Below are 11,778 nucleotides of genomic sequence, written 5' to 3'. Positions count from 1 at the left end.
ATGGACAAACTATTTAAACTAAAAGAGCACGGGACAGATGTCCGTACAGAGGTGCTTGCTGGTTTAACAACATTCTTTGCAATGAGTTATATTCTCTTTGTAAACCCTCAAATGCTTTCCCAAACGGGTATGCCTGTTCAAGGTGTGTTCTTGGCAACGATTATCGGTTCTGTAGTCGGTACTTTGATGATGGCTTTCTATGCTAATTTGCCCTACGCACAAGCACCAGGGATGGGATTGAATGCCTTCTTTACATTTACAGTTGTATTTGGGATGGGCTATACTTGGAAAGAAGCCCTTGGTATGGTCTTCATTTGTGGAATTATTTCACTGATTATTACCTTGACAAATGTTCGTAAAATGATCATCGAATCTATTCCAACAACACTTCGTTCAGCTATTTCCGCTGGTATTGGTGTTTTCCTTGCCTATGTTGGGATTAAGAATGCTGGTCTCTTGAAATTCTCAATCGATCCAGGTACTTATACGGTAGCAGGTGAAGGAGCAGACAAGGCTCAAGCTGCACTTACTGCAAACTCAGCAGCTGTTCCAGGCTTGGTAGACTTCAATACTCCAGCAGTATTGGTGGCTCTTGCAGGTCTGGCTATTACCATCTTCTTTGTTGTTAAAGGCATCAAGGGTGGAATCATTCTTTCTATTTTAACAACGACTGTCCTTGCCATTGCTGTTAATGTTGTGAATTTGTCAGGGATTGACTTTGCTAGCAACAATCTTTCATCAGCGGTTAATGATTTAAGAACTTTGTTTGGTGCTGCTCTTGGTTCAGAAGGTTTAGGATCTTTGATTTCAAACACTTCACGTTTACCAGAAACCTTGATGGCTATTCTTGCCTTCTCACTAACGGATATTTTTGATACAATCGGTACTCTTATCGGTACTGGTGAAAAAGTTGGTATCGTTGCGACAAGTGGGGAAAACCATGAGTCCGCTAAATTGGACAAGGCTCTATACTCTGATTTGGTGGCAACTTCAGTAGGTGCCATTGCAGGTACTTCAAACGTTACGACCTATGTTGAGTCTGCGGCGGGTATCGGTGCTGGTGGACGTACTGGTTTGACAGCCCTAGTGGTTGCGATCTGTTTTGCTCTATCTAGCTTCTTTAGCCCACTTCTAGCGATTGTTCCGACAGCTGCAACAGCACCAATTTTGATCATCGTCGGAATCATGATGCTTTCTAACTTGAAAAATATCCCTTGGGATGATATGGCTGAAGCGGTTCCTGCCTTCTTCACATCTATCTTTATGGGATTCAGCTACTCTATCACACAAGGGATTGCTGTTGGTTTCTTGACATACACCTTGACAAAAGTTGTCAAAGGTCAAGCCAAGGATGTGCACGTGATGATTTGGATTTTGGATGCCTTGTTTATCCTTAACTATATCAGTATGGCGCTATAAATGGTATAATAGGAAAAGGGGAGTCTCCCCTTTTTAATTATAAGGAGGTACATCATGAAAGATAAGACGATTTGGCAAGAGGTTTTGAACAGAGGGAAATGGGTGATCATCCTTTTGGTAGCTTTTGTTCTATCTCAATTTCCCATAGGACTTGCTTTGTTTTTAGCAAACAAACAGTTTCCGATTTTACAGTCAGGGCTCTTAGTAGGTGCTCTATCCATAGTCGTTTTGATTGTATTCATTATTGGTGCACGAAAAACACAACTTGCTACTTTTAATCTATCCTTTTTTAAGGCAAAAGACTTGGCTCGCTTGGTACTGAGTTATCTGGTGATTTTTGCGACAAATCTCTTGGGTTCACTACTGCTTCGACTAACAAATGAGGCAACAACCAGTAACCAATCAATACTGAATGGTTTGGTTCAGAATAGTTCCTTGATTTCAACTTTCTTCCTACTAGTCTTGATTGCGCCAATTTGTGAAGAAATTTTGTGTCGTGGAATTATTCCAAAAAAGATCTTTCGTGGAAAAGAAAAACTTGGCTTTGTTGTTGGTGCAATCGTCTTTGCCTTGCTCCATATGCCAACCAATCTACCTTCTGTGATTATTTATGGAGGGATGTCAACGGTTTTGACCTGGACAGCCTATAAGACTGAGCGTTTGGAGATGTCCATTTTGCTTCATATGATTCTCAATGGTATTGCATTTTGTTTGTTGGCCTTATTGGTATTGATTAGTAGAAATCTAGGTCTATCATTCTAAATCATTGGCCCGCTTGGAAAAGATGAATACTAGCGTGTTCATCTTTTTCTTTTTATGGTAAAATAGAAAGATAATATGGTGAAAAACCTTGAGGGAGTGACCGATATGTCAAGTAAAGCTAATCATGCAAAAACAGCTATTTGTGGAATTATCAATGTAACACCAGATTCTTTTTCGGATGGTGGGCAGTTTTTTGCTCTTGAGCAGGCGCTCCAGCAAGCTCGTAAATTGATAGCAGAAGGAGCGAGCATGCTAGATATCGGTGGAGAATCGACTCGGCCGGGCAGTAGCTATGTTGAAATAGAAGAGGAAATCCAGCGTGTTGTTCCAGTGATTAAAGCTATCCGTGAGGAAAGCGATGTCCTCATTTCTATTGATACATGGAAAAGTCAGGTGGCAGAGGCTGCCTTGGCTGCTGGTGCCAATCTGGTCAATGATATCACGGGTCTCATGGGAGATGAGAAAATGGCGGATGTGGTTGCTAAGGCTGGAGCGAAGGTGGTTATCATGTTTAATCCAGTTATGGCTCGTCCTCAGCATCCTAGTTCGCTCATCTTTCCTCATTTTGGTTTTGGGCAAGCTTTTACAGAGGAAGAGTTAGCTGACTTTGAAAAAGTGCCAATCGAAGACTTGATGGAGGCTTTCTTTGAACATGCTCTAGCGAGAGCGAACCAAGCTGGAATTGCAAGAGAAAATATTCTGCTGGATCCAGGAATTGGCTTTGGTCTGACCAAGAAGGAAAATCTACTCCTTCTACGGGATCTAGATAAACTACACCAGCAAGGCTATCCGATTTTTCTTGGAGTTTCGCGTAAGCGATTTGTCATCAATATCCTGGAGGGAAATGGCTTTGAAGTTAATCCTGAGACCGAACTTGGTTTCCGCAATCAAGACACAGCTTCGGCTCATGTAACCAGTATCGCTGCGAGACAGGGTGTGGAAGTGGTCCGCGTGCATGATGTTGCCAGTCACAGGATGGCAGTTGAGGTTGCGTCAGCCATTCGTTTGGCAGATGATGCAGAAAATCTAGATTTAAAACAATATAAATAAGATGAACGAAATTGAAAACAATCAGTGGATTGCCCACTACCGTACGGACCAACCGCATTTTGGTTTGGAGCGAATGGTGGAACTCCTAGCTCTGCGAGGCAATCCCCATCTCAAACTTAAGGTCATCCATATCGGGGGGACCAATGGCAAGGGGTCTACCATTGCTTTTTTGAAAAAGATGCTGGAAAAATTAGGACTGAGAGTTGGGGTGTTCAGCTCGCCCTATCTCATTCATTACACAGACCAGATTAGCATCAATGGGGAATCCATCCCCGAAGCGAGGCTGGAGGCCCTCATGGCAGACTATCAGTCTTTGCTTGAGGGGGAGAAGAGCGCTGTTTTACAAGGAACGACCGAGTTTGAGATTATCACTGCCCTAGCCTATGATTATTTTGCTGCTGAAAAAGTTGATGTGGCCATCATGGAAGTCGGCATGGGTGGACTTCTGGATAGCACCAATGTCTGTCAGCCCGTCCTGACAGGAATTACGACTATTGGCTTGGACCATGTAGCTCTACTTGGTGATACTATAGAGGCCATAGCAGAACAGAAGGCTGGTATTATCAAACAAGGTATTCCATTAGTGACAGGTCATATTGTTCCTGAAGCCTTGACTGTGATAGACTATATTGCAGAAGCTAAAAATGCGCCTAGACTTGCCTATGGGAGTGATTATCAGGTTTGTCATCAAGAAAGCGTGGTAGCGGGTGAAATCTTTGATTATACCAGTTCTGTCAGACAAGGTCGCTTTCAAACAGGTCTGCTTGGATTACATCAGATAGAGAATGCGGGGATGGCCATAGCTTTACTTGATACTTTTTGTCAAGAAGATGGACGGGAGTTGGCAAGTAATGACTTGGTTGATCAAGCTTTGAAAGAAACCAGATGGCCAGGGCGTTTGGAGGTTCTGTCTAGCGAACCTATGATGATTTTGGATGGGGCCCACAATCCCCATGCTATCAAGGCTTTATTAGCAACCTTACAAGAACGCTTTGCGGATTATCATAAGGAAATCCTCTTTACCTGCATCAAAACCAAGGCTTTGGAGGATATGCTGGACTTGCTAGGGGAAATGCCAGATACCGAGCTTACCCTTACACATTTTGACGATAGTCGGGCGACGGATGAAAGCGTGCTGAAAGAGACAGCCAAGTCTAGAAATCTCAATTACCAAAGTTGGCAGGATTTTCTAGAGCAGAAATTGACAGATAAAAATGAAGAGAAACAAACAGTTAGGATTGTCACAGGTTCCTTGTATTTCTTGAGCCAAGTGAGAGCCTATCTGATGGAGAGGAAGAACGAGAATGGATACACAAAAGATTGAAACGGCTGTAAAAATGATTATCGAGGCTGTTGGTGAGGACGCTAACCGCGAGGGCTTGCAGGAAACACCTGCTCGTGTAGCCCGTATGTACCAAGAGATTTTTTCAGGTCTTGGTCAGACTGCGGAGGAACATTTGTCAAAATCCTTTGAGATTATTGATGACAATATGGTAGTGGAGAAGGATATCTTTTTCCACACTATGTGTGAGCACCACTTTTTGCCCTTTTATGGGAGGGCGCACATTGCCTATATTCCAGATGGTCGGGTGGCAGGCCTGTCTAAGCTAGCCCGTACGGTTGAAGTTTATTCTAAAAAACCACAGATTCAAGAACGGCTGAATATCGAAGTGGCCGATGCCTTGATGGACTATCTGGGGGCTAAGGGAGCCTTTGTTGTCATTGAGGCCGAGCATATGTGTATGAGCATGCGTGGTGTCAGAAAACCAGGTACTGCGACTTTGACAACAGTCGCTCGTGGTCTATTTGAAACAGATAAAGACCTCCGAGACCAGGCTTATCGTTTAATGGGACTATAATACCCTTCGAAAATCAAATTCAAACCACGTCAGCTTCTATCTGCAACCTCAAAACAGTGTTTTGAGCAGCCTGCGGCTAGCTTCCTAGTTTGCACTTTGATTTTCATTGAGTATAAAAAGAATCCGCTTTGGGCGGATTTTTCTAGAAAGGACTAGTTATGGATCAACTGCAGATTAAAGATTTGGAAATTTTTGCCTATCATGGTCTTTTCCCTAGTGAGAAGGAATTGGGGCAGAAGTTTGTTATTTCCGCAAGCTTATCCTATGATATGACCAAGGCGGCGACAGACTTGGATTTAACAGCTTCTGTCCATTACGGAGAATTGTGTCAGCAGTGGACGACTTGGTTTCAGGAAAGCACTGAGGATTTGATTGAAACGGTAGCCTACAAACTGGTTGAACGTACCTTTGAGACTTATCCTCTTGTCCAAGAGATTGAGTTGGAACTAAAAAAACCGTGGGCTCCAGTGCATTTACCATTGGATACCTGCTCGGTGACCATTCGCCGTCGCAAACAACGGGCCTTTATCGCTCTGGGAAGTAATATGGGAGATAAGCAAGCAAACTTGGAAAAAGCCATTGACAACCTGCGAGCTCGTGGCATCCATATTCTCAAAGAGTCCAGTGTTTTGACGACGGAACCTTGGGGTGGTGTGGAACAGGATAGCTTTGCCAATCAGGTGATTGAAGTAGAAACCTGGCTACCGGCTCCAGTCTTGTTAGAAACATTATTAGCCATTGAGTCAGAAATGGGACGGGTTCGAGAGGTGCATTGGGGGCCTCGCTTGATTGATTTGGACTTGCTCTTTGTGGAGGACCAAGTCATCTATACAGACGAACTCATCTTGCCTCATCCTTATATAGCAGAACGCCTCTTTGTTCTTGAGCCGTTAGTGGAAATAGCTCCCCATTTTATCCATCCGATCCTAAAGCAACCAATTCGATACTTGGTTGACCAGTTGGAGCAAGGAAATGCCTAAGCTTTCCGAGACCTATAGCAAGTGGAAGAGTATCGGGGAGGGACTACTTGCTATTGTTTTAGGGCTTCTCTTGATTCGTTTTGGACAAGTCATTCCGCGAATGGGGTACCAGTTGCTGATGGGTTACTTTTCCTTGTCAGCAGTTTGGCACTTGTTGACTCGCTGGTTTCAGGATAAAAAACGTCGGGAAAATATCTTTGTAACCTTGGGCAAGCTGGCGGTTGCGGCTCTCGTGTTTGACTCTATCATCTTGCAAGACCTTGCCCTCTATCTCTTGGTCTTTATCATTGCGAGCTACCAGCTGTTTACGGGCATCATTAGTCTTGTGACCTGGTCTCTCTATCGAAAAAATGCTATTCATCCTCGACTCCATCATCTCTTCGATGCTGTATGGATGATAGGATTCGGTCTTTATAGCATCTCTCCTTTTCACGATGCAGCGAATTTTGAATTGCTCTTGCTTGGGTTTTACTTGCTCATGCTAGGAGCCAGTAGCCTCCGGGACGGTTTCTTTTTTGAAAAAATAGAAAACAATCCCAAGCTGAAACGACGAATGCGAATGACCTTGCCGATCTTTGTGACAGCGCTGATCCCTATTAGTACCTTGCGAAAACTAAATGAGTGGCTGGCAAATCATGAAAGTCAAGAAGGGGAAGTTCATTCAGAAAGAAAAAATGACCAGGCGGTTGATCTGGAAATTTTTGTTCATACCTCAGAAACCTCCTTCTTCCTTGCTATGGGACATGTGGATATTTGTTATCAAGGGCAGGTTATTTCCTATGGTTCCTATGATCCCCACTCGGAGCGTTTATTCGGCATGGTTGGAGATGGTGTTTTGTTTAAGGCCAATCGGGAAAAATACATCGAGCTCTGTAAGAGGGAAAGTCAGAAGACCTTGTTTGCTTATGGCCTGAGTTTGACGGAGCAACAGAAAGCAGCTATCCAAGCGCGTTTAGCGGAGATAGAAGACCTGTTAATTCCTTGGGAACCAAGCTCGCAGTTGATGAAAAGAAGAGAGGGAGAGGTAAAGCATACCTACTCCTACCAACTAAAAGAGGAAGCAGATGCGACCCTCTATAAATTCAGCTCATCCGAGTTTAAGACCTACTTTGTTCTCAGTACCAATTGTGTTCTGCTAGCAGACTCTATCGTGGGAAAAGCTGGAACTGATATATTGAGTCCCCAAGGTTTCATTGTGCCAGGGACTTATCAGGATTACCTTGACTTAGAGTATACAAAACCAAATGGTCTAGTTGTTAGTCGATCCATTTATTAGAAAAAGAAAACTCTAGTTCATCAGCAGTTTGTGCCGAAAAGCTAGAGTTTTTAAAATAGGTCATTTTCTTCTGGAAGGAGGATGGTTTCTCTGCCGTCTAGGTCTAAAACAAGGACCCTAGGCGGGTAAAGCGGATCGAAAGGATGATTGAAATCAAAATCGATGCTAGTCGGAAGGTGCTGACTAGAAAAATGGAAGGTGATGGTCCCCTTATTGTTGAGCAGTTGAAACTCAAGTTCTTCTTCTAGTTCAAAGACATTTTTCAGGAAATGATCGATAATATACCATAAAGAGTCAATGACATCATCAGGCAAGCTGGTCACGACACCAAAACTAGCGGATCGTCTCTGTGTATTTGTAAAAGCCATGTTTTCCTCCCCCTTTTATTTTCCTTATCATACAGCAAAATGTCTTAAAAATCAAGAAATCGTAATCGCTTTTTCAAAATGGGAATAAACTGTGAAATTTTTTCAAAGTTTCTCTAAAAAATACTTGAAAGTGTTTACAATAAGTGATAAAATGGAGTAAGTAGATGCGTGAAAGCGAAATTTTCATTATAGAAAGGAAACGGAATGAACACAGATGATACAGTAACGATTTATGACGTCGCCCGTGAAGCAGGAGTTTCGATGGCAACAGTTAGCCGTGTCGTTAATGGCAACAAGAATGTTAAAGAGAACACTCGAAAAAAAGTCCTAGAAGTGATTGATCGCTTGGACTATCGTCCCAATGCGGTAGCACGTGGTTTGGCTAGCAAGAAAACAACGACAGTCGGAGTTGTGATTCCGAACATTACCAATGGTTATTTCTCAACACTTGCTAAGGGAATTGACGACATTGCTGAAATGTACAAGTATAACATTGTCCTTGCAAATAGTGATGAGGATGATGAAAAGGAAGTTTCAGTGGTCAACACTCTCTTTTCAAAACAAGTCGATGGGATTATCTTTATGGGCTATCACTTGACTGAAAAGATTCGTTCAGAGTTTTCTCGTTCACGGACACCGGTTGTTCTTGCTGGTACTGTGGATGTAGAACACCAACTTCCAAGTGTAAATATCGACTACAAACAAGCAACGATTGATGCCGTGAGCTATCTTCTCAAAGAAAACGAAAAGATTGCTTTTGTGAGTGGACCACTCGTCGATGATATCAATGGCAAGGTTCGTTTGATTGGTTACAAGGAAGCCTTGAAAAAAGCTGGACATTCTTATAGTGAGGGCTTGGTCTTTGAATCAAAATACAGCTATGATGATGGCTATGCCTTGGCAGAACGCTTGATTTCATCACAAGCTACAGCCGCAGTTGTAACAGGTGATGAATTGGCAGCAGGTGTGTTGAATGGTTTGGCTGACCATGGTGTATCTGTGCCGGAAGAGTTTGAAATCATTACGACAGATGACTCTCAGATTGCACGATTCACTCGTCCAAACTTGACTACTATTGCCCAACCTCTTTATGACTTAGGTGCTATCAGCATGCGTATGTTGACTAAGATTATGCATAAGGAAGAGTTGGAAGAACGTGAAGTTCTCTTACCTCATGGTTTGACAGAGCGCCGCTCTACACGAAAACGTAAATAGAAAAAATCAGGAAATCTCACGATTTCCTGATTTGCTTTCTAGAGAAGAGGTTTATCCTTCCATATAGTCTTTCAAAGCCTGTCCTTTTAGTCCAGCGTTAAGGGCAATTAATAATTTGAGGCGCGCTTTTTGAGCGTTGAGTTCTTTGACAAAGAAAACACCAGCTTGTTGCAACTGTACCCCTCCACCTTGGTAGGCGTAGACAGGTTCAGCAATACCATTAAAACAACGTGAGACCAAGGCGACTGGAATCCCTTTTTGCAGGAGATTTTCCAACTTTTGAGCTGTTTCTTTGGGAACATTGCCTGCTCCAAAGGCCTGAATAACTAAGCCATCCAGCTGTTCCAAGTCTAACATATCAATCAGCTCGTCTGTCATACCGGCATAGGCTGAGATGATGGGAACTAGACCTTGAATATGTTCGAGATCAAACCGGACACGAGGTTCAGCTGTTTTGAAGTAGAGGATTTCTTGCTTCATGATGAGGCCAAGTGGTCCATGTGTTGGGGTTTGAAAGGTGCTGACATTGGTCGTATGAGTTTTGGTAACATACTTGGCTGCGTGGATCTCATCGTTCATGACGACCAGCACACCCTTGTCGGCTGCTTTATCATCACTGGCAACTCGTAAAGCGCTCAGATAGTTATAAACACCATCGCTACCAAGTTCGTTTGAACTACGCATGGCACCTGTTAGAACGATGGGGATGGGCGGAATTTTCATGGTATCAAGGAAGTAAGCTGTTTCTTCTAAGGTATCTGTACCATGTGTGATGACAACTCCATCGTAGTTATCAGCTTCCTCTTTAATCTTATGATAGAGTGCAAGCATATGCTTGGGTTTGATATGAGGGCTTGGCAGATTAAAAAAGTCTAGGGCATGAACCTCAATCCCTTCAAGCGGATTGGAAACATGGTTCATGGGATTTTCCTGGCTAGTTACAACGGCACCAGTGGCGTCTGCTTGCATGGAAATAGTCCCACCTGTATGTAAAACAAGGATTTTCTTAGGCATGATTTAGTCACTCTTTCTGAAATGTGGTATAATCATTGTAACACAAAAGGGGAGAATGGGACAGGATGGAAGTCAAGGCTGTTTTTTTTGATATCGATGGAACGCTAGTCAACGATCGCAAGAGTGTTTTGAAATCCACTAAGGACGCGATTAAGATTGTCAAAGAGCAAGGAGTGCTTGTTGGAGTAGCGACAGGACGAGGGCCGTTTTTTGTCAAGGAATTGATGGAAGACTTGGACCTAGACTTTGCGGTGACCTACAATGGCCAATACATTTTTAATAAAGAAAAGGTGCTCTTTGCAAGTCCGATTGCTAAGTCAAGCCTGCGTCAACTGATTGCTTACGCTAAAAAGGAGCGTAAAGAAATCGCTCTTGGAACCGAGCATGCCGTTGTTGGTTCGAAGATTATGTCATTTGGTCTCGGCTCCTTTTCACAACTGGTTAGTCGTTTTATTCCGACTGTGCTGACAAGAACCGTTAGCCGTTCCTTTAATCGAATGGTTAGCAAGGCAGTTCCTCAAAAGGAAGACGACCTGCTTAACTTGATTAATCAACCCATTTATCAAGTTTTGATGCTGATGACGCCAGAAGAATCTGAGAAGGCAGCAAGTGATTTTGAAGATTTGAAATTAACTCGAAGCAATCCTTTTGCAGCAGATATCATTAACCAAGGAAATTCCAAACTAGAAGGCATTCGCCGAGTCGGGAAAGAATATGGCTTTGATCTCAACCAAGTCATGGCCTTTGGTGATTCAGACAACGATCTGGAAATGTTAGCGGGTGTTGGTATGTCGGTTGCTATGGGAAATGGCAGTAGCAGTGTCAAAGAAGTTGCCAAGCATATTACGGCAAGTAATCAACAAGATGGTATCCACAAGGCGCTCGAGCACTTTGGTGTTTTGGCTTCAGAAAAAGTGTTTGTCAGTCGAGACTACCACTTTAATAAGGTCAAGACCTTCCACCACATGATGGATGAACGAACTCAAGAAGAGCCACAGGCATGGGATGTTGAAGGTGCAACCCACCGCGCAGACTTTAAAATTGAAGAATTAGTAGAGTTTGTTCGCGCAGCAAGTTCTTCAGAGGAAGAATTTCAAGACTCCCTTGCAAGCATGCATGAGGCACTTGATAAGGCGGCAGAGAAAGTGGCGAAAAAGACACCTGCTAAGCAAAATCTGGTCGGTCAAGTGGATGCTTTGATCGACACACTGTATTTCACGTACGGCAGTTTTGTTTTGATGGGAGTGGATCCAGAACGCATTTTTGATATTGTCCATGAAGCAAATATGGGGAAGCTCTTCCCTGATGGAAAAGCTCATTTTGACCCAGTTACGCACAAGATTTTAAAACCGGATGACTGGGAAGAAAAATATGCTCCAGAACCTGCCATCCGACAGGAACTACAACGTCAGTTTAAAGCTTATGAGCGACATAAAGAAAGAAAAAATAAAAAATAAGAGAAAATTCTTTTCCCTGGATGAAAAATTCGGGGATTTTTTGAGCGGAAAAACCGAACAATTTTATATATATCACTAATTATTATTAGCATATTTATACTAGAAAAAGAAAAGAAAAAATGAAAAGATAGTGAAAATAAAATAATAGGAAATTACATTTCTTACAAAGAATAGTTAAAAAGCTAGATATATTAGTAATATATCTAGCTTTTCTTTTGAAAAACATCAAAAAAAAGACAAGTCAAATTATTTGATATTTGAAAGTTGATGTGTTAGAATAAATTCAGAAAGCGAATAAATATAAAATCCTCATGCTGCTATAATATGCTCTTTTTAAAGACAGAAAGTCAACTTGTTTATTTCAGGCCTGTTAACAAG

At 42.5% G+C, this 11,778-nt stretch carries 11 protein-coding genes; 9 read left to right on the top strand and 2 right to left on the bottom strand.

What is annotated here, in order from left to right; genetic code table 11:
• The 7 genes from O3655_RS06520 to O3655_RS06490 all read left to right on the top strand — a co-directional run bounded on the left by O3655_RS06520 (position 1) and on the right by O3655_RS06490 (position 7,346).
• Positions 1 to 1,419: an NCS2 family permease gene (locus O3655_RS06520; RefSeq protein WP_125418429.1), complete on the top strand. Its 1,419-nt coding sequence runs from the start codon at positions 1 to 3 to the stop codon at positions 1,417 to 1,419.
• A gap of 54 nt (positions 1,420 to 1,473) precedes the next feature.
• Complete coding sequence (locus tag O3655_RS06515) at positions 1,474 to 2,181, top strand: CPBP family intramembrane glutamic endopeptidase (protein ID WP_045616510.1); 708 nt, start codon at positions 1,474 to 1,476, stop codon at positions 2,179 to 2,181.
• Between the two features lie 75 nt (positions 2,182 to 2,256).
• Positions 2,257 to 3,231 (top strand): dihydropteroate synthase, encoded by a 975-nt coding sequence (gene folP / locus O3655_RS06510; RefSeq protein ID WP_371641251.1) that lies wholly within the window; start codon positions 2,257 to 2,259, stop codon positions 3,229 to 3,231.
• Position 3,232: 1 nt separating this feature from the next.
• Positions 3,233 to 4,555 carry a folylpolyglutamate synthase/dihydrofolate synthase family protein gene (locus O3655_RS06505; protein ID WP_371641250.1) on the top strand — a complete coding sequence of 441 codons (1,323 nt, stop codon included), beginning with the start codon at positions 3,233 to 3,235 and terminating at the stop codon, positions 4,553 to 4,555.
• A complete protein-coding gene (gene folE, locus O3655_RS06500) occupies positions 4,536 to 5,090 on the top strand; it encodes a GTP cyclohydrolase I FolE (RefSeq protein WP_000380931.1) in 555 nt (184 codons plus the stop codon). The genes O3655_RS06505 and folE overlap by 20 nt, the downstream gene beginning before the upstream one ends.
• A gap of 158 nt (positions 5,091 to 5,248) precedes the next feature.
• Positions 5,249 to 6,070: a 2-amino-4-hydroxy-6-hydroxymethyldihydropteridine diphosphokinase gene (gene folK, locus O3655_RS06495; RefSeq protein ID WP_371641249.1), complete on the top strand. Its 822-nt coding sequence runs from the start codon at positions 5,249 to 5,251 to the stop codon at positions 6,068 to 6,070.
• Positions 6,063 to 7,346 (top strand): DUF308 domain-containing protein, encoded by a 1,284-nt coding sequence (locus tag O3655_RS06490; protein WP_371641248.1) that lies wholly within the window; start codon positions 6,063 to 6,065, stop codon positions 7,344 to 7,346. The genes folK and O3655_RS06490 overlap by 8 nt, the downstream gene beginning before the upstream one ends.
• A 50-nt stretch (positions 7,347 to 7,396) precedes the next feature.
• Here O3655_RS06490 and O3655_RS06485 read toward each other — a convergent pair whose 3' ends face one another.
• A complete protein-coding gene (locus O3655_RS06485) occupies positions 7,397 to 7,714 on the bottom strand; it encodes a DUF960 domain-containing protein (RefSeq protein ID WP_000886045.1) in 318 nt (105 codons plus the stop codon).
• Positions 7,715 to 7,918: 204 nt separating this feature from the next.
• On the opposite strand from O3655_RS06485, the gene ccpA reads away from it, so the two are divergent.
• The gene (gene ccpA, locus O3655_RS06480) at positions 7,919 to 8,929 is read left to right on the top strand and encodes a catabolite control protein A (protein WP_001090635.1); all 1,011 of its coding nucleotides are present in this window, start codon (positions 7,919 to 7,921) and stop codon (positions 8,927 to 8,929) included.
• Positions 8,930 to 8,980: 51 nt separating this feature from the next.
• Here the strand turns inward: ccpA and O3655_RS06475 are convergent, their stop codons facing one another.
• The gene (locus tag O3655_RS06475) at positions 8,981 to 9,943 is read right to left on the bottom strand and encodes an asparaginase (protein WP_001124809.1); all 963 of its coding nucleotides are present in this window, start codon (positions 9,941 to 9,943) and stop codon (positions 8,981 to 8,983) included.
• A gap of 65 nt (positions 9,944 to 10,008) precedes the next feature.
• Here O3655_RS06475 and O3655_RS06470 point away from each other — a divergent pair, with 65 nt between their 5' ends.
• A complete protein-coding gene (locus O3655_RS06470; protein ID WP_371641247.1) occupies positions 10,009 to 11,400 on the top strand; it encodes a Cof-type HAD-IIB family hydrolase in 1,392 nt (463 codons plus the stop codon).
• The last annotated feature ends 378 nt before the right edge of the window (positions 11,401 to 11,778 follow it).

Origin of the sequence: Streptococcus sp. 27098_8_70 (assembly GCF_041432215.1) — a bacterium.
Lineage (GTDB): Bacteria > Bacillota > Bacilli > Lactobacillales > Streptococcaceae > Streptococcus > Streptococcus oralis_CP.
The sequence above is the reverse complement of the archived record's forward strand: the minus strand, read 5'-3'. Positions and strand labels throughout refer to the sequence as shown.

Bases quoted from the DNA above. Each gene is read 5' to 3' on its own strand.
- O3655_RS06520 (WP_125418429.1), top strand. From the start codon at position 1: ATGGACAAACTATTTAAACTAAAAGAGCACGGGACAGATGTCCGTACA.
- O3655_RS06515 (WP_045616510.1), top strand. From the start codon at position 1,474: ATGAAAGATAAGACGATTTGGCAAGAGGTTTTGAACAGAGGGAAATGG.
- folP (WP_371641251.1), top strand. From the start codon at position 2,257: ATGGTGAAAAACCTTGAGGGAGTGACCGATATGTCAAGTAAAGCTAAT.
- O3655_RS06505 (WP_371641250.1), top strand. From the start codon at position 3,233: ATGAACGAAATTGAAAACAATCAGTGGATTGCCCACTACCGTACGGAC.
- folE (WP_000380931.1), top strand. From the start codon at position 4,536: ATGGATACACAAAAGATTGAAACGGCTGTAAAAATGATTATCGAGGCT.
- folK (WP_371641249.1), top strand. From the start codon at position 5,249: ATGGATCAACTGCAGATTAAAGATTTGGAAATTTTTGCCTATCATGGT.
- O3655_RS06490 (WP_371641248.1), top strand. From the start codon at position 6,063: ATGCCTAAGCTTTCCGAGACCTATAGCAAGTGGAAGAGTATCGGGGAG.
- O3655_RS06485 (WP_000886045.1), bottom strand. From the start codon at position 7,714: ATGGCTTTTACAAATACACAGAGACGATCCGCTAGTTTTGGTGTCGTG.
- ccpA (WP_001090635.1), top strand. From the start codon at position 7,919: ATGAACACAGATGATACAGTAACGATTTATGACGTCGCCCGTGAAGCA.
- O3655_RS06475 (WP_001124809.1), bottom strand. From the start codon at position 9,943: ATGCCTAAGAAAATCCTTGTTTTACATACAGGTGGGACTATTTCCATG.
- O3655_RS06470 (WP_371641247.1), top strand. From the start codon at position 10,009: ATGGAAGTCAAGGCTGTTTTTTTTGATATCGATGGAACGCTAGTCAAC.